This window comes from Flavobacterium sp., from assembly GCF_050696275.1.
Lineage (GTDB): Bacteria > Bacteroidota > Bacteroidia > Flavobacteriales > Flavobacteriaceae > Flavobacterium.
Window position 1 is genome coordinate 1 of sequence record NZ_JBOGUT010000043.1, and the last position, 22,012, is coordinate 22,012.

The following is a 22,012-nucleotide window of genomic DNA, read 5'->3' on the forward strand; positions in this document are numbered from 1 at the left end:
GAATGATGTTGTTCAACAACTAATTTTACACATTCAAGCTTTAATGCAAAATTATACTTGACTTTTCTTTCCATAAAAATACCCCCAAATAGTGTCTAACTTTTTGGGGGCAGTGCAAAGGTTGGGATTTTTTTATAATGTATGGTTTTGTGGGTTTTACCGTCTCTATTGTGTAAGCCTTTCTTAAACGAAACACTATTGTATAAAAAAATCCCAGCACTTTAACTGGGATTTTTTACAATATATTTGGATTGGGTTATTATGCTTTCAGTTTAGAAGCGATAGCTGTAGGAACTGCCTTTTTGTTTAATAAGATGGCTGTTGCTTTGTATTTTGCAAATTCTTTAGACATGTATAAATATCCTTTGTAGTCGTTTGTAGCTCCCCAAGAATTTTTAACGATGTAATATTCTTTACCGTTTTGGTCTTTGGAAATACCAACAATATGCATTCCGTGATCGTCAGTAGTAGTGTAGTTGTCAAATGCTTTTTGACGCATTTCTTCAGTAACTACTGCTTCTTTTTTAGGACCGTTAAACAAATCTGCTTTTTCTTCAGCTGTCATGTCTTCCATTTTCTTTTCAGGAACAAAAGCTACTCCGTTTTTCCATGAGAAGCTTTTTTCGCTAACATCACCAGCCCAAGCTACAGTATATCCGTTTTTGATTGCATTGTCGATAATATCAGTCAATTCATTCATTTTTACATTATACACTTGATCGTAAGACCAGTTGTCTGGTACCATCAATACAAATTTTGAATAGTATGGGTATTCTTGTAATGAAGAGATTTCGATGTAATCGTCAGCATTGATACCTACTACTTCTTTAGCAAAAGTTTCAGGAGTATATTTTTTTCCGTTGTAATCGAAAGACTTCGGTGCTTGTCCTAAATAAGAGTCAATAATCGCAGCATAGGCTTTTTCCCAGTTTGGGGTTAATTCGCCATTAGGATTCGTTACCACTGCTTTTAAGAAGGCTTCAGTCAGCGCGCCCATTTCGGCAAATTTATTTTTATCAGTGCCATAGTTCAATCCGGTATAAACCGATTGCGGAACAGCTCCGTATTTTTTGTACATATTAATTACATCATGGAAAGCCCCACCGTCTCCCAGTGTTGTTGCTCCGTGCATGCGCACATAATTTCTTCCTTTTTCAACATAAGCATTACGAGCAGAGAAGATTTGAGATAGTTCTACCGGTTTTTTACCCATTTTAATCATTTCCGATTCTAAAAATGAATTGGCAGAATAGCTCCAGCACGTTCCAGAAGAGCCTTGGTTTTTTATCGAAGTGTTTTCAATGTTAACTACATCAGTGAATTGGAAAGCCGCTTTGCTGTTTTCGCTGGCATTTATTTTTAAGGAGTTTACTAAATTGTCCTGAGCAAATCCAGTTGCTCCAATAAGCAGTGATGATGCGATTACTAATGACTTAATTGTGTACATAATACTGTTTTTAATTTGAATAGAGTGTAAAATTATAAATTGTAATGTGCGAATTTTTTTTTTAACATCAATTTATGCTTTCGTTAAGAAATAAAAAACCCGTCCTGAGAGTTACTCTGACGGGTTTTCGGGTTTTATAAAGTTTCTTTTAGCCATTTATAAAATTCACGTTGCCAAACCTGCGCGTTTTGCGGTTTAAGCACCCAGTGGTTTTCGTCAGGGAAATATAAGAACCTGCTTTTAATGCCACGCATCTGAGCTGCCTGAAAAGCTTCCTGAGATTGCCCGATAGGCACCCTGAAATCAATTCCTCCCTGAATAATTAAGATAGGTGTATTCCATTTGTCTACATAATTGATTGGGTTAAACTTCGTGTAAGCCAATTGTGCTTTCTTGTTGTCTTTTTCCCAATAAGCTCCGCCAAAATCCCAGTAGTTGAAGAAAACCTCTTCAGTTGTGCCAAACATACTTTGTGTATTGAATACCCCGTCATGAGCAATGAACGTTTTGAATCTGTTGTTGTGGATTCCCGCTAAATAAAATACGGAGTAACCACCATAACTTGCGCCAACACAGCCCAAACGGTTTTTGTCGACATAGTTTTCTTTGGCTACATCATCAATAGCAGAAAGGTAATCGTCCATCACTTGTCCGCCCCAATCACCACTGATTTTTTCATTCCACTCTACACCATGTCCCTGCATACCGCGACGGTTAGGTGCTACAACAATATATCCTTGCGAAGCCATCAGAGAAAAGTTCCAACGGAAAGAATAGCTCTGTGTTAATGGAGATTGAGGTCCGCCCTGACAGAATAAAAGTGTTGGGTATTTTTTTGCAGGATCAAAATTAGGAGGAAGGATTACCCAAACGGCCATTTTTTTGCCATCGGTAGTAGTAACGGTTCTTTTTACAAATTTCGGCAAAGCCAATTTATCGTAAGTTGCTTTGTTTACTGTGGTTAATTGTTTCCATGTTTTTTTCTTCAGATCAAAAGAAAAAATTTCCGCAGCGTGATTCATATCGGTTCTGCTTACAATAACATTAGTGCCTGATAAGCCGACAATATCAACAACGTCAAAATCGCCATCGGTTAATTGGGTAACGTGAACGGCAATTTTGGTTAAGCCAGGAAAATTAACTTCAAATAATTGTTTTGTTCCGCCCACAGGAGCTATAAAATATACTTTTTTACCATCAGGACTCCAGAAGAAATTGTCGACAGTTCCGTCCCAACCACCTGTTAAGTTGATGTTCATTCCTTTGAAACTAACAATAATGTCGTTTTTGTCCGACTCATAGCCGTCGCGTTTCATTTGCAACCAAGTTAAATTTCCTGAAGGAGAAAAGGCTGGATTGGTGTCGTATCCTAAATTACCTTCGGTTCTGTTTGTGGTTTTTCCGGTGGCTAAGTTGTATTCGTAAATATCTGTATTGGTCGATATAGCATATTTTGTTCCGGCTTTTTTCTTGCAAACATATAGGATGCTTTTGCCGTCAGGGGACCAGATATAATCTTCGTCACCGCCAAAAGGTTTTTGTGGAGAGTCGAAGTTTTCACCAGCTAAAATATCAATGCCTGTAGCGCCTTCTTTGTTCTCTTTGTAAAAAACATGGTTGAACTTCCCTTCGTTCCAGGTGTCCCAGTGACGATAATCTAAGCCATTGTAGATTTGGGCTGTTGTTTTTTCTAATTCAGGATAAAAATCTTTCCCAAGGATTTTGTCAATTTTTACTTCTTCATTGTACACAATATATTTTCCGTCGAAAGAAATATTCTTGTCTTTTAGAACTTCTTTAGTATTCGTAATTTCAGTTGCCTGTCCGCCGTTTACGGGAATCGTATAGAATTTTGAAGCCGATTTGTTTTCTTCCACCGAAGGAGTGGAAACTTTATAGACAACATTTTTTTCGTCTTTGGAAATGCCAAGAGGAGTTACTCTTCCCAGTTTCCATAGTAATTCCGGAGACAGCACTTCTTGTGCAACAACTGTGTGTATGCTCATCATTGTTAAGGTTAAAAGCAATAATTTCTTCATAATTTTTTTGAATTTGTCAAGGCCTAAAAGTACTATTTTTTTCAAAAAGAAAACTAAAAAAGGCTACCCCGATTGGGATAGCCTTTTCCTGATTCCTGTGAAGAGGAATTATTTCTTGATAAAACGTTTCGTTGTCACGTTTCCATTGTCAGAAATTTCCAAAATATAGTTTCCGGCATTCACTCTGGTTACATCAACTGTACCATTAATGATTTTGCCATCTAATATAGTTTGTCCGATTAGGTTAAATACTCTGAAAGTTGCATTTTCTGAAACTTCGGTGATATTTAAAACTGCATCTGTAGGATTTGGATACAATTTGATTGCCGCTAAGTTGCTGCTTTCTTCTTGTCTTGCAGTAGTAGAAATGTTTAAAGTATAATCTTCTACTTGTCCGTAAGAGAATGCTTCGCAAGCTGTTGGAATTCCATTGTATTTCATAGAAACTCTCATTCTTGTTGCACCTAAAGTAGCTGTAGCAGGAATAGTGATTGAACCGCTTACAGGTGTAGTTGTAGAAGCAGCAGCGCTCCATGCTAATTCACCTGCATCTGTAAAGTCACCATCTTGGTTGTAATCGATAAATACAGCATAGCCTTCAGCATATGTCGAACCAGTCCATGTAGGAGTGATTGTAATAGTGTAAGCCGTTCCGCGACCTGCATTAGTTGATATTGAAGTGAAATTTTCGTATCCGGCAGTACCTGTAGAAGTGTTGTTGATAGCATTGAATACTACTTTACCAATTCTTTCGTCATTCGTGTTATTTCCTTGAGAAGCACAATATGTTGGAGTACCTCCGCCAGCTTGAAGATTAACGGTGTAATCCTCTACTTGTCCGTAAGAGAACGTTTCGCAGGCAGTTGGAATTCCGTTGTATTTCATAGAAACTCTCATTCTTGTTGCTCCTAAAGTTGCAGAAGAAGATACTGTAAATGTACCTGTTGCAGGAGTAGTTGTTGCAGCTGCTTTAGACCAAACCAATTCTCCGGCGTCAGTAAAGTCACCATCTTGGTTGTAATCAATAAATACAGCGTATCCTTCTGCATAAGCAGAACCTGTCCAAGTTGGAGTTACTGTAATAGTTGTAGAAGCTCCTTTTGTAAGGTTTGTTGAGATTGCAGTAAAATTAGTATAACCAGTTCCTCCCGTAGAAGCGTTGTTGATTGTTCCAATCTGAACTCTTCCGATTAACTCATCAGCAACACTGTTACCTTGAGACGCACAATAAGTGATTGTTACCACAGAAGTCGTAACATTTACGGTATTACTTGCAGTTGAGCTGTTTCCAGCTGCATCTCTTGCTATTACATAGAAAGAATAAGCAGTAGAAGCTGTCAATCCAGTTACAGTGTAAGAAGTAGTTGCTACGTTAGCTTTGAAAACACCACCTTGGTATACATCATATCCTGTTACTGCTACATTATCAGTAGAAGCTGTCCAAGATAAATTAGTTGAAGAAGATGTTGTTCCTGAAGCAGCCAATGATGTTGGAGCTGAAGGAGGAGTTACATCTACAATTGGAGCAGCAGTAGTAACATTAATTGTATTACTTGCAGCAGAACTGTTTCCTGCAGCATCTCTTGCAATTACATAGAAAGAATAAACAGTAGATGCTGTCAATCCTGTTACTGTGTAAGAAGTAGTGGCTACATTAGCTTTGAAAACACCACCTTGGTATACATCATATCCTGTTACTGCTACGTTATCAGTAGAAGCTGTCCAAGCTAAGTTAGTTGTAGTTTGAGTTGTTCCTGAAGCACCTAATGAAGTTGGAGCCGATGGGGCTATATTGTCAATAGTACCTGTAGTAATGGTAAAGTTTGTATTAGAAACGTCAAAGAAAATGTGACCGCTTCCTTTTACCATGATTCGGTTTGTTGTTCCAGCTGTGTTAGGAATAGTAACCGCTTGTGTTCCGTCGTTTGGAGTGCCTGCCAATAAAGTTACAGGATACGTATTTCCACCATCTGTAGACAATAAAATATCAACATTCGCACAGTTTACACCATTTGCTGTAGTTCCGGCTACGGCCCAAGTTACAGTTTGAGAAGATCCACCCACATAAGAAACAGCTGTGTTAGGAGAGCTTACGCTGAAAGGACCTGCAGTAGCGTTTACAGTAACTACCATGTCATCACTATTGTTTGCAGAACCGCCAGCTCTGTTATCACGAACTGTAAATCTGAAGTTCATCGTTCTGGCTACAGAAGGTAAAGCTTCTACTGTGATATCTGTTCCTGCAGTAGTAGTAGCTCCGGTTAATATTGAAGCCATTCTAGGGAAATATCTCGATGGAGAAGTACTTGGATTGTATGATCTGAAAGTTGGTCCAGATGTTCTGGTAGCGCTTGCTGCAGAATTTGCTCCAGTAGCTGAAGAGGCTGCGTTGTCAAATTGCTCCCAAATGTATGTTAGTGCATCTCCGTTTGCATCGGTTCCTGAACCGGTTAACATAAACGGAGTGCTTTTTGGAATAGTGAAGTCAGCTCCTGCAAGTGCAGTTGGAATAGCATTTCCTGTAGCTGTGTTTGTCTGACAAGTTTTGGCTTTCACGTTATTAGTTACCTGTTGGATACTTGCTGCGTGGAAGTAAGCGTCAGAATGCGGTTGCACATCCTGAGATGTAATACCGGCATACCCCATAATGGTTGAACCTGAACCTGGCTCCATATTTACACCTGTTCCTTCATTTCCATGAGAGAAAGTGTGGTTGGCACCAAATTGATGTCCTAGTTCATGTGCTACATAATCGATATCAAAATTATCGCCGGAAGGAATACCGTCTCCAGGAGAAGTAAATCCGCTACCTTTTTGATTGTTTACGCAAACACAACCAATACATCCGGCGTTTCCACCACCACCTGAAGCGCCAAATAAGTGGCCCACGTCATAGTTAGATTCACCAATTACTGAAGTAAGTGTAGACTGTAATTCGCCGTTCCAAGCTCCTCCTGATCCGGCAGCAGCAGCTGAATATGGATCTGTTGAGGCGGAAGTATAAATTACGGCATCAGTATTAGCAATTAAAACCATTCTTACAGCAAAATCTTTTTCAAAAACACCATTAACACGAGTCATGGAATTGTTAATTGCTGCCAAAGCCAAAGCTTTAGTTCCGCCGAAATATACAGTGTACTCCCCAGTAACTGACATGGCCAAACGGAATGTTCTCAATGTTGCATCATCAGCATTCGGTCTTAAAGCAGACGCGTCCTGATTTAACAACGGATTAGCTCTGTCAATAACAGAACACTCGAAAGGAGAAAGGTTTTGTTTTTTGTCTGATTTTTTGTAAACAGAATACGTTTTTAAGTCCTGTGAAAAAGGCTCAATAAACACAGCTGTTCTGTCTCCGTTGATTGTCATGGCTTTGAATCCAAGAGGAGAAACACTGAAGTAAACTGTTGAGGTCGGACTGTCAACTCCAATTCCTATGTACGATTTGATGTCAGGATATCTCGTTGCTAAAGCTGGATCCATGATTGAGTTTTCGTACACACGGAATTTTTCTGATTTCCCATCAGCATCCGGAAGTGAAATAAAAACATTTGATGTTCTTACGTTAGCACCTCTTTGTGGAGCATTAGCCAGATTTGCCTTTAAGGCATTCATCTCTAAGTCATAGAGATTTTTTTCAGGCAATTGCATTCTGCTGTCAAGGGCTGTGATGTTGCTTTTTGTGGAAGCTTTCCAAAACGAGCCTCTTTCCTGTGCAAAAGCAAAACTTGTGACCGCTAACAAGGTAACGGAAAGTAATTTGAATTTCATAAAAAATTGGTTTTTAGTTGTTTATCGATTGCGAATATATTTATTTTTTTTTGATAAATAAATACGGTATTACCGTAAAAAATACATTATACATAATTATATACTTAAATTTTAAGAATAAGTATGGTTTAAACGTTAATAATGTTAATTTTATCTAAGATAAACACGGTTCGTTTAGAGAAGCTTTTAAACGGACCATAAGTTAACCTTATCTTATCCTTAAAAAATAGAACGGTTTTTTCTGACAGATAAAATTTAATTGTCAGAGAAAGCAAATGGCATAAAAAAAGCCCCAAGATATTGGAGCTTTGTTTTTTTGTGATTTTATAAAACCGGTTTATTCATTAAGCAGATTGATTACGAAGTATTTTCTTTTTCCGAATTGGATTAGAATATATTTCTCAAAAAATATATTGTCGGCGGATAATGTACTTTCTACCTGAATTTTTTGTTTATTTACAGATACAGCATTGGCTGCTATAGCTTTTCGGGCTTCTCCTCGAGATGGAAAAATCTTTGTCATATCAGACAAACCGGTTACGGCGTCTAAACCGTCGGCCAAGTCACTTTTCTTTAATACAGGTTGTGGAAATTCAGCAAAGATATCAAGGAAAAAAGCTTCGCCTTCCGCTTTCAGATCTTCAAGTGTAAAATTTGAAAAAACAAACTCAGATTTTTTGATGGCATCTTCAAGCATTTCACGGCTATGAACAAAAATTGTAATTTCTTCCGCCAAACGCTTTTGCAAAATTCTTAAATGTGCCGCTTGTTTGTGTTCTTCGATTAAGCTGTCAATGGTTTCTTTATCTAAGAAAGTAAAAATCTTAATGTATTTTTCCGCGTCTTCATCAGTGGTGTTTACCCAAAATTGGTAGAATTGGTAAACAGAAGTTTTATTGGCATCCAGCCAGATATTTCCACCTTCGGATTTACCGAATTTAGAACCATCTGCTTTTGTAATCAAAGGTGTTGTCAAAGCATATGTTTTTGCAGCTTCGCTATTCATTCTGCGGACTAATTCAGTTCCGGTGGTAATATTTCCCCATTGGTCAGAACCTCCCATCTGCAAAACGCAATTGTGGTTTTTGTGTAAATGGTAAAAGTCGTATCCTTGAATTAATTGATAAGTAAACTCTGTAAACGACATGCCTTCTCCTACTTCTCCGCTCAAACGTTTTTTTACAGAATCTTTTGCCATCATATAATTGACTGTGATTCGTTTTCCGACTTCACGGGCAAAATCAATAAATGAGAATTCTTTCATCCAGTCATAGTTGTTAACCATGATTGGTGCATTTTTTTCGGTAGAATTAAAATCAAGGAATCGGGAAAGCACACTTTTAATACCAGCGACATTTTTTGCAAGTGTTTCCTCATTTAGTAAATTTCTCTCGTCTGATTTTCCCGATGGATCACCTATCATTCCTGTAGCTCCTCCGATCAAAGCGATAGGCTGGTGACCGAAATTTTTAAGATGAACCAAAAGAATAATCTGCACCATACTTCCGATATGCAGTGAATCGGCTGTTGGGTCAAATCCGATATAAGCTGTCGTTGCTTCTTTTAGCAATTGCTCTTCAGTTCCCGGCATACTGTCATGGTATAAGCCTCTCCATTTTAATTCTTCGACTAAATTCTTCATTTTTTGTAAATAATTTATTTCATCAGTTCGACCATTTTGGCCTCGTGTGCGCAAAGATAAGAATTCAATGACAATGGCAATAATCAATTTTAATGTCAATGATGGAATTTCGATTAAGCCCGACCTTTGGTAATTAGTGATTTGTAATGCGTTTGTCAACTTTGTTTCTCAGAGACTTTGGAACTCAGTAACTTTAAATTATATTTGAAACATGGTATTAGTTACAGGAGCAACAGGTTTGGTAGGTTCGCATTTGGTTTTGCACTTGATTGAGCAGGGGCATGAAGTGAAAGCGCTATTTAGAAATGAGAAAGGGAAATTGCGGACGCAATCGGTTTTTGAGCATTATGAAAAAGCAGCTTTATTTAATAAAATCCATTGGTGCCGAGCCGATATTATCGAAATTTCTTCTCTGGAAACAGCTTTTGAAGATGTGGATTCCGTTTACCATTGTGCAGCTTTGATTTCATTCGACCCAAAGGATGAGGATAAATTGAGGAAAACAAATATTGAAGGAACGGCTAATATTGTCAATTTCTGTATTGATAAAAAAGTAAAGAAGCTGTGTTTTGTAAGTTCAATAGCTGCATTGGGTGATTTGGCAGTAAATGAAGAAAAGATTACAGAGCAAACGGAATGGAATCCTGAAAAAACACACAGTTATTATGCGATTTCGAAGTATGGTGCCGAAATGGAAGTCTGGCGCGCACAGCAGGAAGGATTAGAGGTTGTAGTTGTAAATCCCGGTGTGATTCTTGGGCCTTCTTTTTGGAAGGAAGGAAGTGGGGAAATTTATCAGAAAGTCAAAAAAGGACTGTTATTTTATACCAAAGGAACCACCGGATTTGTCTCAGTAGATGATGTGGTTGCAATAAGTGCATTATTAATGAAGGAAAATATAAGTGGTGAACGGTTTATTCTGGTTGCTGAAAATGAAACCTATCAGAAGTTGGTTTCGATTATTGCGGACACTTTAAAGGTTAAAGAACCAAAATTGTATGCCAATTGGTTTCTGACTGGTTTGGCCTGGCGAATGGATTGGTTTCTGGCTGTCCTTTTTAATAAGAAGAGAGAGTTGACCAAGGATTTAGCTTATTCGCTGCATTCCACCGATATTTATTCTAACGAAAAAATTATCAGACGATTTGGATTTCAATTTCAAAGCATTACAGCTTACATCCGAAAATAATGCTTATCTATTCTGAGCTTTCCTACGGGCTAATTTCTGAAATATCTTCTTACTCGCCTCATTGGTTTCAGTCGCTGAGTCTTTAATTTTGCTGGAATTCTTTTTATCTTCTTTCTTTAGAATAGTATCAGTTTTGGCTTTTTCTTTTTCTAATCGGGCGGTTACTCTTTCAGATAATAACTTGTATTCTTCAATATTAGTCGCCAGATATTTGTCATTCTCGGCAAATTGTGCACTGTCGATTTTGTATTTCTGGTAAATATATGTTTTTGTATTAATACTGTTTTCTGCTAATTTCTCAGGGCTATAGCTTTTTAAAGCTTGTAGTAAGGCCAAGTCATACAGAATGTTTTCCATTACATCCGGTGCAATAGGATTCGCAGGCTTAGGAATTTCATTTTTATTGGTACAGGCTGCAACAATAATTAATACCGAAAGCAATACAATGATTTTCTTCATACGTTATCTGTTAAACTCTAATCTTTTTCCTGGACGGCGCTTATCGGTAGTTTTAAAATGCTTGTATACCAATTCGCCATTTACAAATGTATGGGTTATTCTCGAAGTAAATGTAACATCTTCAAAAGGAGACCAGCCGCATTTGTATAGAATATTTTGTTTGTTTACACGCCAAGGCATTCCGGTATTAACAATAGCTAAATCGGCATAAAAACCTTTTTTGATGAATCCTCGACGGTCAATTTTGAATATTTTGGCGGGATTGTGTGCCATTTTCTCCACGATTTTCTCTACCGAAATTTTTCCCTGATGAAAAGCCTGAAACATAGCTACAACTGCATGCTGAACAAGAGGGCCGCCTGAAGGTGCAGAAGTATAAGGGTTTTTCTTTTCTTCAATAGTGTGCGGGGCGTGATCCGTGGCAATAACATCAATTCGGTCGTCAAGCAGTGCTTTCCATAAACCGTCTTTGTCTGTCTTTGTTTTTACCGCCGGATTCCATTTGATTAAAGTGCCTTTTTTTGCATAATCTTCATTGGTAAACCAAAGATGATGTACGCAGACTTCAGCAGTAATTTGCTTTTCTTCTAATGGTATTTTATTAGTGAAAAGCGCTGTTTCTTTGGCCGTAGAAACATGGAAGATATGCAATCGTGCTCCCGTTTTCTTAGCCAGCGCAATGGCTTTTGATGATGAAATATAGCAAGCTTCTTCACTTCGGATTAAATGATGGTACTCCATTGGAATGTCATCGCCATATTCTGCTTTGTATTTTTCCAGATTGTTTTTTACGGTGGTTTCGTCTTCGCAATGCACGGCAATCAGCATTTTGGTGCTTGAAAATATTTTTTCCAATACAGCTTCGTTATCAACGAGCATATTTCCGGTAGAAGAGCCTAAGAAGATTTTAATTCCTGCAACATTTTTAGGATTGGTTTTCAGGACTTCTTCCAGATTGTCATTGGTTGCTCCCATCATGAAGGAATAATTGGCAAATGAGGTTTCCGCAGCTATCTGGTATTTTTGTTCTAATAATTCTTGTGTAACAGCATTCGGAACGGTGTTCGGCTGTTCAATAAATGAGGTAATTCCGCCGGCAACAGCTGCTCTCGATTCGGAAGCAATATCGCCTTTGTGGGTAAGCCCCGGTTCTCTGAAATGCACCTGATCGTCAATAGCACCCGGAATCAGGTAATTTCCTTCAGCATCAATAATTTTGCAGTCGGATGATTTTGGGCTTATGCTTTCGGCAACTTCAACAATAAATTCATTTTCAATAAGAACGTCGCCTTCAAAAATGGTTCCTTCGTTGACAATTTTAGCATTCTTAATTAAAATGGTTTTCATAGCTGCTTGTTAATGGATTATAATCTGTTGAAAATTTTTCTTACTCGTAACATGATAACGCCAAAAATTGCTTCTTTGATAATGGCATTACTCATTTTGGATTCTCCTTTGGTTCTGTCTGTAAAAATGATGGGAACTTCGGTGATTTTGAAATTATTGATAAAAGTACGGTATTTCATTTCTATCTGAAACGCATAACCGGTGAATTTTATTTTATCCAACTGAATGGTTTCCAGAACTTCACGTCTGTAGCAGATGAATCCTGCCGTGGCATCATGAATTTTCATTCCAGTAATCATCTTTACATAAATGGAAGCGAAGTAGGACATCAAAACGCGGTTTAACGGCCAGTTGACTACATTAACACCAGTTAGATAGCGTGAGCCAATAGCCATGCCAGCTCCGTCACGACAGGCATTGTATAATTTCTCTAAGTCCTGAGGATTATGGGAAAAATCGGCATCCATTTCGAAAATATATTCGTAATGGTGCTGCATGGACCACTTGAATCCATGAACATAAGCTGTTCCTAACCCTGCTTTTCCTTTTCTTTTTTCTAAAAAAAGAGAATCCGGAAACACTGTCTGAAGTTCTTTTACTTTCGCTGAAGTTCCGTCGGGCGAATTATCGTCTACAATCAGAACATGAAATTTTTTTGGTAACGAAAATACGGCTCGAATGATAGTTTCGATGTTTTCGATCTCGTTATATGTTGGGATAATGACAATTCCGTCTTGCATACTGTAAATTTCTGATGCAAAAATAAGCTTTTTAACAAATGAGTTTCTTAAATTATTTATAATTAAATAATGGTTTAAAAATTTTGTAATTTTGCGCCATGAATAAAATAGAACTAATTCCTCGAATTGTAGAAAACAGAGACTGGGTTACGGTCTTGTTTATTATTGCTTTGTTGTTAGTTGCTATCACAAAAAGTGCATTTGAGAACCGTTTCAGTGATTTTGTAAACCTGTTGATTAACAACAAATACCTGAAGATTTATAAGGATAATAGTAACCTGATGAGTTGGTTTACTATTTTGTTGTTTGTCGTGCAATTAATTTCGCTGTCGTTTTTTGTACTGATGGTTCTGAGCTATCTTGGGTATACAACCAAAACAAATTGGATATCGTACATTCAAATCCTTACTTTTTTAAGTTTTTTTGTACTTTCTAAATTTTTAATTGAGAAGATTATAGCAACCTCGTTTAATATAGAAAGTTTTATTGAGCAGTTTAATCTGTTCAAAGTCAGTTACAGAACCTATATCGGTTTGCTGTTGTTGCCATTAAACATTGTGTTGTTTTATACAGATCTGATGAATACTTATCTTATAATGGGGGTTTTGGCTATATTATTGGTAATTAATTCAATAACATATTTGGTTTCATTAAAAAATTATCAAAAATTACTATTAAGTAAGTTGTTTTATTTTATTTTATATATTTGCGCTCTTGAAATTGCGCCCTATTATTTTATGTATTATGTTATTACAAAAAGATAGTGCAGTAAGAAAAGTTTAATATGAAAGTGAAAACAATTTTAGTATCTCAGCCAGAACCAAAAGTTGAGAACTCTCCCTATTTTGATTTGCAAAATAAGCATAAGGTAAAAGTTGATTTCAGACCATTTATACATGTTGAGGGAGTATCGGCAAAAGATGTTCGTGCCCAGAAAATCGATCTGAATAATTATTCTGCTATTATTTTGACCAGCAAGAATTCAGTAGATCATTTTTTCAGGGTAGCTGAAGAGATGCGATATAAAATCCCGGAAGATCTGAGGTATTTCTGCCAATCGGAAGCAGTTGCTTTTTATCTTCAAAAATATGTGGTGTACAGAAAGAGAAAAATTTATGTGGGCCAAAAAGATTTTGTGGATATGTCAACGCTTTTCAAAAAGTACAAAGAGGAGAAATTTCTTTTGCCTTCATCAGACCAGTTGAATGCAGACATTCCGCAAACGTTGAATAATTTAAAACTGGATTGGACTCCGGGAACGTTTTATAAAACGGTAATGAGTGATCTGTCTGATCTGAAAGATGTGTATTACGATGTATTGGCATTTTTTAGTCCTACAGGAATAAAATCATTATTTAAAAACTTTCCTGATTTCGAACAAAATAACACCCGCATAGCTGTTTTCGGAAGCACAACGCAAAAAGAGGCGTTAGAGCATGGTTTAAGAGTCGATATTTTGGCTCCTACGCCGGAAACACCGTCTATGACGATGGCGTTGGAAAAATACGTTGCCGAAGCTAATAAAGGAAAATAATTACAGAACCACGTTGAAAAACGTGGTTTTTTATTGATACTTTTTTTCTTACTTTTACAGTACTAAAGCAATCCTATGGACACTCAGCAAAATGAATTTGTAGAAACGATTATTGAAAATAAAGTTGCAACAATCACTTTTAGCCATCCGGCGAGTAATTCTTTCCCAAGTACCCAATTAAAAAATTTGACAGCGCAAATCAATGATTTGAATGAAAACGACACTGTTTCGGTGATTATACTGAAAAGTGCCGGAGAAGGTGCTTTTTGTGCCGGAGCTTCATTTGATGAGTTGCTTTCCGTTTCGACGCTTGAAGAAGGAAAGGAATTTTTTAGTGGCTTTGCCAATGTAATCAATGCCATGAGGACTTCCAAAAAGCTTATCATAGGACGTGTTCAAGGAAAAGCTGTTGGTGGTGGAGTAGGATTGGCTTCCGCTTGTGATTATGTTTTTGCTACAGATTATGCTGCTGTAAAACTTTCTGAACTGGCTATAGGAATCGGGCCATTTGTGATTGAGCCTGCAGTTTCCAAAAAAATAGGCAAAACAGCCATGTTTCAATTGACGCTTGCAGCTCACGAATGGAGAGAGGCACAATGGGCTTTTGAAAACGGATTGTATTCGGAGATTTTCAATTCGATATCTGATATGGATTCTGCGTTAGGAGTATTTGCCGCTAAATTAACAAGTTACAATCCGAAGGCGTTATATGAAATGAAAAAAGTGCTTTGGGAGAATACGTCACATTGGGAAACGCTTTTGTACGAGCGTGCGGCGATTTCTGGAGAATTAGTATTGTCGGATTTTACTAAAAATGCCTTAAATCAATTTAAAAAATAGCTAATTAAAATCGGGTTTTTTTCTTGATTTTTTTATTTCAGAAATGCTTTTCTTGTCTTTTATCCGTTTTCTGATTACTGATTTTGGAATTTTTGTAGCCTTTCTTTCTTTTGGCTTGACTAAAGCTTTTTGAATAATCTCGAGAAATCTTTTGATGACAATTTCCTTGTTTTTGAGTTGACTCCGATCTTCATCGCAGGTCAAAATCAGGATGTTTTCGTAAGTTAATCTTGTGGCTAATTTCGGTATGGCTGTTTCTTTTTCCTCTGCTGACAAAGCCTGCGAAGTGTTTATGTTGAAGGAAAGAACTACTTTGCTTGCTACTTTATTAACGTTTTGTCCGCCGGCACCACTGCTCCTTACAGCTTTAAAAGACAATTCAGTTATAATTCTTCCGGTATCCATTCTTATTGTGCCTGATGGTTTGGTTTCAACAAATCGTTTACGGTTTTAACAGGATTGAAAGTTGCCAGCGGAACTTCAATAAAAACCGTAATCCAGTTTGCCATAGCGCCATTCCATAAGCCTGGTAATTCATAGGCTTTGTATTGAACACTATTTTTACTTTTTTCAACAATAAAACCACTTTCATGATCTATAAAATCATTGAGATTGAATTTTTTTCCCTGATTATTTTTAAGCCCGCAAACAATATCAACCGGGTTAAAGTGTGTGGCGGATTTGAAAATATGTGATTGATGCTCGTTTTGCAGATCAATTTGAGAGCTTTCTACTATTTGCAGTGATATATTTCCGTTTTTTTCGCGTACCCAAAAAGGACCTCCGCCGGGTTCGTTTTCATTTTTAACCATTCCGCAAACCCGTATAGGTTTGTTAAGGATTGATTTCAGATGTTTAATCTTGCTGTCTTTTTTATACTCATCAAAGTCAGATGAGGTTTTAATATTCAGGTCATTTTCGATAAAATGCTGGATTTTTAAAACGTCTTCTTTTTTAATTTCCGAATTTTCAAGCTGCTGCAGATTACGGAATGTTTTTTTCTGAAGTTCTACCAAATAACCGGCCAAAACTTTTTTATAAAGCGAGATAGTGCCAATGTTATTGTGACTCACATTGTCTATGTTTTTTATAAAAACGATGTCTGCCTGGCTCTGATTTAAATTGTTGATGAGTGCTCCATGTCCTCCGGGTCTTAAAACCAGTTCGCCAGATCGGTTGCGCATCGGCATATTGAGCGAACTGACAGCAATAGTGTTTGTGCTGTTGTGTTGTTTCGAAAAGGAAGGCTGGATTAGAACACCGGATTCTTTTTCAAAATCAGGTGTAACGTCTTGGATGATTTTCTCAAATTCTGCCTGATGTTCAGAAGAAATAGTAAAATGTATTTTTGTAATGCCATTTGAAGCAGAATAATTTATTGCTTCTTTCAGATGTTCTTCAATAGGAGTTTTAATCTGTCCCGAATAATCGTGAAAAGGCAAAATTCCTTTAGGTTTGCTGGCAAAATCAAATTTGTCCTGATCTAATAATGCTTTGACGAAAAAATAATTTTTTTTGTCTTTTTCCCAAGATTGAAAATCAGGATATTTAGCATTTAACCATTGGTCAACGGTTTTGAAAAACGGAAACTTATCCATTCCAATTAAAAAAACGGAAAGTGAAGTATTGTGAGTTCTGTTTATATAAGCGTTTATCGATTCGGTATCTGGTTTAAATTCTGCTAGAAAGGTGTTCAGGAACTGAAACATACGACTTGCGGCGCCGGAAGCAGGGACAAATTTTTCCAATTGGAATTTTTCCTTTTTCGCCTCAAAAATTTCAGCATAGCGATTAGCATCAGTTTCAGATAAGGAAGTGATGCCATCACCAATTATAGCAGGTTTTTCCAGAATGATTTTTGAAATTCCGGATTGAAATATAGAAAGTTCATGTAAAATTTTATCCAATGGTATTTCATCGGCACTAATTTGATCAAAATCAGCCGCTGTAAATCCATAGTTGTTTGCTAAAGTGCTTTTTGTTGTAACTTTTTCTTCCATTCTAAATAAGCTGAAACAGCCAGAATTGTAAAAATTAAATATTGGATACTGGTAAACGAATACCCTTTGACAAAATACATCGGAATTGAAATGATATCACCAATAATCCATAAAATCCAATTCTCAATTTTTCTTCGTGCCATCAACCACATTCCAACGAAGAAAATTCCTGTGACAAGGGTGTCTACATAGGACGTCCAGTGTGTAAATTTATTAAAAAAAGTATAAACTGATACTACGAATAATACGGTTGCAGTAAAAATAAGAAGTGACCATTTTTTCTCCGAAAAGGTCATCACGGAAATCGGAAATTCCTCAACATCATCTTTTTTTCTCGTCCAATGATACCAGCCATAAATACTCATTATAACATAGTAGCCATTAATCATCATGTCGCCAAGTAACGACCATTTCCATAGCAAATAGGTATAAATTGCGGTGTTGATGATTCCGGTTGGAAAAACCAGGATGTTATTTTTTTTGGCATACCAGACACTCAGAAGGCCAAAAACAATGGCTGATACTTCGAGTGCAATTTCATGCGTAGGATAGGTTTTATATTGGGAAAATAAATAGTCAAACATTAGTTGAAGAAGTTTATATCGTTTTCAAAAGCAGTGCCTATAACCACTAAATCGGCTCCGGCACGGTAAGCATTGTCGATGGCTTCCTTTGAGCGGATGCCACCACCAACGATTAAAGGAATTTGGATGTTTTTGGATGTTTTTTCTATCATTTCCAAAGGAACAGCTTGTTTCGCTCCGCTTCCGGCTTCAAGATATATCAATTGGTTTCCTATATATTCTCCAGCCTGAGCCGTTTGCAGAACATAGTCGGAATTATTTCTGTCTAAAGGATCTGTTTTGCTTACTCTCTCTACAGCTGTTTGTGTGCCGCTTTCTATGAGTATGTAGCCGGTTGATATCACTTCAAGCTTGGTTTTCTTTAAAAAAGGAACGGCATTTACCTGATGCTCTATCAAATAATCGGGGTTTCTTCCTGATAACAACGTCAGAAACAAAATAGCATCGGCTTCTTTAGAAATTTGTGAAGGATTTCCGGGAAAAAGAACAATAGGTGCTATTGTTTTCTGCTTCAATCGAATAATGAGTTCGTCAATACTATCGGCTTCTACAATGCTTCCGCCTATAAAAACGTGTGTGGCAGGAGATTCATTAATCTTGTCAATCAGATTATCAATGCTTTCCATGTCAATTTTATCAGGGTCTAATAGAATAGCCAACAATTTTTGATTGTTTTGTCTGGCTGATACAATTTGGTTATAAAGCATTAGTTTTCTTCTTCATTTATTTGATTTCGTAAAAGTAGGCCTTTTTTAAAATCCGTGAAATTTTAATGGTATTTTTGTGCTATATCTTTACATGATAAGTCAAATGATATCCGAAGAATTACTCCAATCTTACAAGGCAGTTCAAAAGAAATACACAAAAGGCGATAGTATTTTTCATGAAAATGATTTGCCGGTTAATTACTTTCAGATTATAAGCGGCGAAATAAAAATGTGCAACTTTAATGATGATGGACGGGAGTTTGTACAAGGTTTTTTTAATGATAATCAAAGTTTTGGCGAGCCTCCGTTGTTTTTGGACAGGGTTTATCCGGCCAATGCCATTGCGGTAACAGATTGCGAATTGTTTGTGCTGCCCAAAAAACAGTTTCTGGATCTGATACAAGATAATGCTCAGGTTTCATTGGCTATTATTGAAAACCTGGCGAAAAGGCTGCATTATAAATCGGTTATGGCTGCCGAAATTTCTTCTCAGGAACCGGAACACCGCCTGCTGAAATTGGTGGATTACTCGATTAAGTTCTTTAAAATCGAAAAAGAGCCCGATGGTTTCAAAATTGACCTGACTCGCCAGCAGATGGCTGATCTTACCGGTCTTCGTGTCGAAACGGTTATTCGCGCGATTAAGGCTTTGGAAAGGAAAAATCAGATCAAAATCATCAATAGAAAAGTATTCAGATAATTTTCTTCTATATGATTTGAATCATAAATGGAAGCCTTAAGTGCAGCATAACTTTGTATAATAAAATTACAAATTATGTCACTTTATCAAAAAACACTTCAGGATTTTCACAAAGGGTTTATCGGATTTGCCACTTTGGCAATTATTGGGCAAAGTTGCTTGGGTTCGGTTGCAGCTATGTACGTTTTGAAAAACGGTACTTCCTTTTTTCAGATGGTTCAACTGGGGATGGTTGTAGCTATCTGTATGACTGTAAACGCATCGATTTTATCTCAGCAAAAACCAAAAATGGTTTTCGATTTACTTATCGCAAGCGTTTTCATCAGTATCGTTATGATTGTTTTAAATACCCTGATTATTTAATTGAAAAATATGAAAAAAGACATTCAAAACAGGGAGGATCTATCTTTCTTGGTTTCTTCTTTTTATGCTAAAATAAAGACTAATGAAGAAATAGGGCCTTTCTTTAATACCGCTATTAAAGATTGGGATGCACATATGGGAAAGCTCACTGATTTTTGGGAAAATAATCTGTTTGCTGTCAGGAAATACTTCGGCAACCCCATTTTATCCCATCAGCAGGTTGACCGAAAATGCAATTATACAATCAATGCCTCCGCTTTTGGCTTATGGTTAAACATCTGGTTCGAAACACTGAATGACCTGTTTGAAGGAGAAAATACGGAGACGTTAAAACGACGGGCGAGAAAAATGGGAACGGTACTGCTGGTTGCAATCTATAAAAACCGGGAAGAAGATTATTCGTCTTTCAATGCGCAAACCAACATGTAATTTTCAATTTCTTCGAAAACAATAGTGAACTGTTCTACTCCTTCGTTAAAACGCAATTTGGCTGTCCCTTTTTTGTCGGATAACAGAAACGGGTCTTCAAATATATGATCTGTAAAACTGATGCCAACTTCGTTTTTAAGTTTGAAAACAGCTTCTTTAATGCCCCAGATAATAGTCGCTTTTTTCATCTGATCTTGTTCAGATAAATTATCCAGATGCGAAATATCCATAAATCGGGGAGCAATTCTCAATACTTTTTCTTTTACCAATTCCAAATCGATTCCTATGTTCTGATCGCTTAAAACGATGGTTGAAAACTCATGGGAATGTGAAATGGAAATGTGTTTTCCATCTTCCAGATAAGGCTTTCCGCTTTGGTCATAAATTAAATCGAAATCCGTATAACCACAATGGGACAGTAATTTGCGAACACTTAAAAAACCGCGCTGATGCAGTTCGGATTTCATCGTATTCAGCCGAATCAGATTAATGTCTTTGAGCTGTACTTCGTCAAACAAATCTTCAAAGGATTCTGTTATTTTCCAAAGAAAAATGGTTGTTGAGGAGTTGATATTGATAACTTTATGTAAAGGCATTTAGTATTTTGTTGTTTTTCAAAAGATTAGAAAGGGAAACAATTCACAAAATAAACAAAACGATGGAAAAAATAAAAAGTAATTCCGTAATTTTGCAGAAATTTTTTGATAATACAAATATACAATAGATGAGTACAACGACATTACCATTTGTAGCTTATAAAGTGAAAGATATTTCTCTTGCGGCTTGGGGAAGAAAAGAAATTGAATTAGCAGAAGCTGAAATGCCGGGATTAATGGCACTTCGTGCTGAATATAAAAACGAACAACCTCTTAAAGGTGCTCGTATCGCAGGATGTTTGCACATGACAATCCAAACAGCTGTTTTAATTGAAACGTTAATCGCTTTAGGAGCTGAGGTTACTTGGTCATCTTGTAATATCTTCTCTACTCAGGATCAGGCTGCTGCTGCTATTGCTGCTGCCGGAATTCAAGTATATGCTTGGAAAGGTTTAGATGAAGAGTCTTTTGACTGGTGTATCGAGCAAACATTGTTTTTTGGTGAAGACAGAAAACCATTAAACATGATTTTAGATGACGGTGGAGATTTGACAAACATGGTTTTTGACCGTTACCCTGAATTAGTAGACGGAATCAAAGGATTATCTGAAGAAACAACTACAGGAGTTCACCGTTTGTACGAAAGAGTGAAAAACGGAACATTGCCAATGCCTGCAATCAACGTTAATGACTCAGTAACAAAATCGAAATTCGACAACAAATACGGATGTAAAGAAAGTGCTGTTGATGCTATTCGTCGTGCTACTGACTTAATGTTAGCTGGTAAAAGAGTAGTAGTTTGCGGTTACGGTGATGTTGGTAAAGGAACTGCTGCTTCTTTCAGAGGAGCTGGTTCTATTGTAACAGTTACTGAAATCGACCCAATTTGTGCATTGCAAGCGGCTATGGACGGTTTTGAAGTTAAAAAATTAGATACGGTTATTGCTAACGCTGATATTATTATCACAACGACAGGAAACAAAGACATCGTTTTAGGTTCTCATTTCGAGAAAATGAAAGACAAAACAGTTGTTTGTAATATTGGTCACTTTGATAACGAAATCGACATGGCTTGGTTAAACAAAAACCACGGAGCTTCAAAAGTAGAGATCAAACCACAGGTTGATAAATATACTATCGCCGGAAAAGACATCATCATTTTGGCTGAAGGCCGTTTGGTAAACTTAGGTTGTGCTACAGGTCACCCGAGTTTTGTAATGAGTAACTCATTTACAAACCAGACATTAGCTCAAATCGAATTGTGGAAAAACAGCGCAGCTTACAACAATGATGTGTACATGTTGCCAAAACACCTTGACGAAAAAGTAGCTGCTTTACACTTGGCTAAATTAGGAGTTGAATTGGAAGTTTTACGTGACGATCAGGCGGCTTATATCGGAGTTGAGGTTCAAGGACCATTCAAACCAGAATACTATAGATACTAATTGATATTGGAAGAGTAAACCAATTTCATCAATAAATAAAACCCTTACTAAACTGCACTGCCCCCAAAAAGTTAGACACTATTTGGGGGTATTTTTATGGAAAGAAAAGTCAAGTATAATTTTGCATTAAAGCTTGAATGTGTAAAATTAGTTGTTGAACAACATCATTCATGCGAAGTT

The 22,012-nt window shown here is 37.0% G+C and carries 20 protein-coding genes; 8 read left to right on the forward strand and 12 right to left on the reverse strand.

Going from position 1 to position 22,012, the window contains the following annotated elements; translation table 11 throughout:
• Positions 1-259: 259 nt before the first annotated feature.
• The 4 genes from ACRDEC_RS15940 to tyrS all read right to left on the reverse strand — a co-directional run bounded on the left by ACRDEC_RS15940 (position 260) and on the right by tyrS (position 8,899).
• The gene (locus tag ACRDEC_RS15940) at positions 260-1,447 is read right to left on the reverse strand and encodes an aminopeptidase C (RefSeq protein ID WP_431499359.1); all 1,188 of its coding nucleotides are present in this window, start codon (positions 1,445-1,447) and stop codon (positions 260-262) included.
• A gap of 134 nt (positions 1,448-1,581) precedes the next feature.
• Positions 1,582-3,486, reverse strand: a complete 1,905-nt coding sequence (locus ACRDEC_RS15945) for a S9 family peptidase (protein WP_431499360.1) — start codon at positions 3,484-3,486, stop codon at positions 1,582-1,584.
• Between the two features lie 108 nt (positions 3,487-3,594).
• Positions 3,595-7,257 (reverse strand): reprolysin-like metallopeptidase, encoded by a 3,663-nt coding sequence (locus ACRDEC_RS15950; RefSeq protein WP_431499361.1) that lies wholly within the window; start codon positions 7,255-7,257, stop codon positions 3,595-3,597.
• Positions 7,258-7,594: 337 nt separating this feature from the next.
• Positions 7,595-8,899 (reverse strand): tyrosine--tRNA ligase, encoded by a 1,305-nt coding sequence (tyrS, locus tag ACRDEC_RS15955; protein WP_431499362.1) that lies wholly within the window; start codon positions 8,897-8,899, stop codon positions 7,595-7,597.
• A 211-nt stretch (positions 8,900-9,110) separates the two neighbouring features.
• Between tyrS and ACRDEC_RS15960 the strand changes: the two genes are divergently transcribed.
• On the forward strand, positions 9,111-10,088 hold the full coding sequence (locus ACRDEC_RS15960) for an NAD-dependent epimerase/dehydratase family protein (RefSeq protein ID WP_431499363.1): 978 nt from the start codon (positions 9,111-9,113) through the stop codon (positions 10,086-10,088).
• Positions 10,089-10,091: 3 nt separating this feature from the next.
• Here the strand turns inward: ACRDEC_RS15960 and ACRDEC_RS15965 are convergent, their stop codons facing one another.
• The 3 genes from ACRDEC_RS15965 to ACRDEC_RS15975 are packed head-to-tail and all read right to left on the reverse strand — an operon-like array spanning position 10,092 to position 12,634.
• Positions 10,092-10,547: a DUF4296 domain-containing protein gene (locus tag ACRDEC_RS15965; RefSeq protein WP_431499364.1), complete on the reverse strand. Its 456-nt coding sequence runs from the start codon at positions 10,545-10,547 to the stop codon at positions 10,092-10,094.
• A 3-nt stretch (positions 10,548-10,550) separates the two neighbouring features.
• Positions 10,551-11,894 carry a dihydroorotase gene (locus ACRDEC_RS15970; protein ID WP_431499365.1) on the reverse strand — a complete coding sequence of 448 codons (1,344 nt, stop codon included), beginning with the start codon at positions 11,892-11,894 and terminating at the stop codon, positions 10,551-10,553.
• A gap of 17 nt (positions 11,895-11,911) precedes the next feature.
• Positions 11,912-12,634: a polyprenol monophosphomannose synthase gene (locus ACRDEC_RS15975; RefSeq protein ID WP_431499366.1), complete on the reverse strand. Its 723-nt coding sequence runs from the start codon at positions 12,632-12,634 to the stop codon at positions 11,912-11,914.
• Between the two features lie 98 nt (positions 12,635-12,732).
• Between ACRDEC_RS15975 and ACRDEC_RS15980 the strand changes: the two genes are divergently transcribed.
• From ACRDEC_RS15980 to ACRDEC_RS15990, 3 genes are all read left to right on the forward strand, one after another.
• Positions 12,733-13,398, forward strand: a complete 666-nt coding sequence (locus ACRDEC_RS15980; protein ID WP_431499367.1) for a DUF4271 domain-containing protein — start codon at positions 12,733-12,735, stop codon at positions 13,396-13,398.
• Between the two features lie 20 nt (positions 13,399-13,418).
• On the forward strand, positions 13,419-14,168 hold the full coding sequence (locus ACRDEC_RS15985) for a uroporphyrinogen-III synthase (RefSeq protein ID WP_431499368.1): 750 nt from the start codon (positions 13,419-13,421) through the stop codon (positions 14,166-14,168).
• A 75-nt stretch (positions 14,169-14,243) separates the two neighbouring features.
• Positions 14,244-15,008 (forward strand): enoyl-CoA hydratase/isomerase family protein, encoded by a 765-nt coding sequence (locus tag ACRDEC_RS15990; protein WP_431499369.1) that lies wholly within the window; start codon positions 14,244-14,246, stop codon positions 15,006-15,008.
• On the opposite strand, the gene arfB is transcribed toward ACRDEC_RS15990, so the two are convergent.
• Genes arfB through ACRDEC_RS16010 form a run of 4 tightly spaced genes read right to left on the reverse strand, consistent with a single transcriptional unit; the run spans position 15,009 to position 18,299 of the window.
• The gene (gene arfB, locus ACRDEC_RS15995) at positions 15,009-15,413 is read right to left on the reverse strand and encodes an alternative ribosome rescue aminoacyl-tRNA hydrolase ArfB (protein ID WP_431499370.1); all 405 of its coding nucleotides are present in this window, start codon (positions 15,411-15,413) and stop codon (positions 15,009-15,011) included.
• A gap of 2 nt (positions 15,414-15,415) precedes the next feature.
• The gene (locus ACRDEC_RS16000) at positions 15,416-17,008 is read right to left on the reverse strand and encodes a DUF4301 family protein (RefSeq protein WP_431499371.1); all 1,593 of its coding nucleotides are present in this window, start codon (positions 17,006-17,008) and stop codon (positions 15,416-15,418) included.
• Entirely contained in the window at positions 16,975-17,592 is a 618-nt protein-coding gene (gene pnuC, locus ACRDEC_RS16005) for a nicotinamide riboside transporter PnuC (RefSeq protein WP_431499372.1), read from the reverse strand. The genes ACRDEC_RS16000 and pnuC overlap by 34 nt, the downstream gene beginning before the upstream one ends.
• The gene (locus ACRDEC_RS16010; RefSeq protein WP_431499373.1) at positions 17,592-18,299 is read right to left on the reverse strand and encodes a geranylgeranylglyceryl/heptaprenylglyceryl phosphate synthase; all 708 of its coding nucleotides are present in this window, start codon (positions 18,297-18,299) and stop codon (positions 17,592-17,594) included. Before ACRDEC_RS16010 ends, pnuC begins: the two co-directional genes overlap by 1 nt.
• Before the next feature lie 103 nt (positions 18,300-18,402).
• On the opposite strand from ACRDEC_RS16010, the gene ACRDEC_RS16015 reads away from it, so the two are divergent.
• The 3 genes from ACRDEC_RS16015 (at position 18,403) to ACRDEC_RS16025 (ending at position 19,791) form a co-directional block, all read left to right on the forward strand.
• Complete coding sequence (locus ACRDEC_RS16015) at positions 18,403-18,999, forward strand: Crp/Fnr family transcriptional regulator (protein ID WP_431499374.1); 597 nt, start codon at positions 18,403-18,405, stop codon at positions 18,997-18,999.
• 75 nt (positions 19,000-19,074) lie between these two features.
• Entirely contained in the window at positions 19,075-19,362 is a 288-nt protein-coding gene (locus tag ACRDEC_RS16020) for a hypothetical protein (protein ID WP_431499375.1), read from the forward strand.
• 9 nt (positions 19,363-19,371) lie between these two features.
• Complete coding sequence (locus ACRDEC_RS16025; protein ID WP_431499376.1) at positions 19,372-19,791, forward strand: group III truncated hemoglobin; 420 nt, start codon at positions 19,372-19,374, stop codon at positions 19,789-19,791.
• Here ACRDEC_RS16025 and ACRDEC_RS16030 read toward each other — a convergent pair.
• Positions 19,758-20,387 (reverse strand): 4'-phosphopantetheinyl transferase family protein, encoded by a 630-nt coding sequence (locus tag ACRDEC_RS16030; RefSeq protein WP_431499377.1) that lies wholly within the window; start codon positions 20,385-20,387, stop codon positions 19,758-19,760. The genes ACRDEC_RS16025 and ACRDEC_RS16030 overlap by 34 nt on opposite strands.
• A 128-nt stretch (positions 20,388-20,515) precedes the next feature.
• On the opposite strand from ACRDEC_RS16030, the gene ahcY reads away from it, so the two are divergent.
• Positions 20,516-21,832: an adenosylhomocysteinase gene (ahcY, locus tag ACRDEC_RS16035; RefSeq protein WP_431499378.1), complete on the forward strand. Its 1,317-nt coding sequence runs from the start codon at positions 20,516-20,518 to the stop codon at positions 21,830-21,832.
• The last annotated feature ends 180 nt before the right edge of the window (positions 21,833-22,012 follow it).

Bases quoted from the DNA above. Each gene is read 5' to 3' on its own strand.
- ACRDEC_RS15940 (WP_431499359.1), bottom strand. From the start codon at position 1,447: ATGTACACAATTAAGTCATTAGTAATCGCATCATCACTGCTTATTGGA.
- tyrS (WP_431499362.1), bottom strand. From the start codon at position 8,899: ATGAAGAATTTAGTCGAAGAATTAAAATGGAGAGGCTTATACCATGAC.
- ACRDEC_RS16010 (WP_431499373.1), bottom strand. From the start codon at position 18,299: ATGCTTTATAACCAAATTGTATCAGCCAGACAAAACAATCAAAAATTG.
- ahcY (WP_431499378.1), top strand. From the start codon at position 20,516: ATGAGTACAACGACATTACCATTTGTAGCTTATAAAGTGAAAGATATT.
- arfB (WP_431499370.1), bottom strand. From the start codon at position 15,413: ATGGATACCGGAAGAATTATAACTGAATTGTCTTTTAAAGCTGTAAGG.
- ACRDEC_RS16015 (WP_431499374.1), top strand. From the start codon at position 18,403: ATGATATCCGAAGAATTACTCCAATCTTACAAGGCAGTTCAAAAGAAA.
- ACRDEC_RS15985 (WP_431499368.1), top strand. From the start codon at position 13,419: ATGAAAGTGAAAACAATTTTAGTATCTCAGCCAGAACCAAAAGTTGAG.
- ACRDEC_RS15975 (WP_431499366.1), bottom strand. From the start codon at position 12,634: ATGCAAGACGGAATTGTCATTATCCCAACATATAACGAGATCGAAAAC.
- ACRDEC_RS15965 (WP_431499364.1), bottom strand. From the start codon at position 10,547: ATGAAGAAAATCATTGTATTGCTTTCGGTATTAATTATTGTTGCAGCC.
- ACRDEC_RS15960 (WP_431499363.1), top strand. From the start codon at position 9,111: ATGGTATTAGTTACAGGAGCAACAGGTTTGGTAGGTTCGCATTTGGTT.
- ACRDEC_RS15950 (WP_431499361.1), bottom strand. From the start codon at position 7,257: ATGAAATTCAAATTACTTTCCGTTACCTTGTTAGCGGTCACAAGTTTT.
- ACRDEC_RS16030 (WP_431499377.1), bottom strand. From the start codon at position 20,387: ATGCCTTTACATAAAGTTATCAATATCAACTCCTCAACAACCATTTTT.
- ACRDEC_RS15980 (WP_431499367.1), top strand. From the start codon at position 12,733: ATGAATAAAATAGAACTAATTCCTCGAATTGTAGAAAACAGAGACTGG.
- ACRDEC_RS15990 (WP_431499369.1), top strand. From the start codon at position 14,244: ATGGACACTCAGCAAAATGAATTTGTAGAAACGATTATTGAAAATAAA.
- ACRDEC_RS16025 (WP_431499376.1), top strand. From the start codon at position 19,372: ATGAAAAAAGACATTCAAAACAGGGAGGATCTATCTTTCTTGGTTTCT.
- ACRDEC_RS15945 (WP_431499360.1), bottom strand. From the start codon at position 3,486: ATGAAGAAATTATTGCTTTTAACCTTAACAATGATGAGCATACACACA.
- ACRDEC_RS16020 (WP_431499375.1), top strand. From the start codon at position 19,075: ATGTCACTTTATCAAAAAACACTTCAGGATTTTCACAAAGGGTTTATC.
- ACRDEC_RS15970 (WP_431499365.1), bottom strand. From the start codon at position 11,894: ATGAAAACCATTTTAATTAAGAATGCTAAAATTGTCAACGAAGGAACC.
- ACRDEC_RS16000 (WP_431499371.1), bottom strand. From the start codon at position 17,008: ATGGAAGAAAAAGTTACAACAAAAAGCACTTTAGCAAACAACTATGGA.
- pnuC (WP_431499372.1), bottom strand. From the start codon at position 17,592: ATGTTTGACTATTTATTTTCCCAATATAAAACCTATCCTACGCATGAA.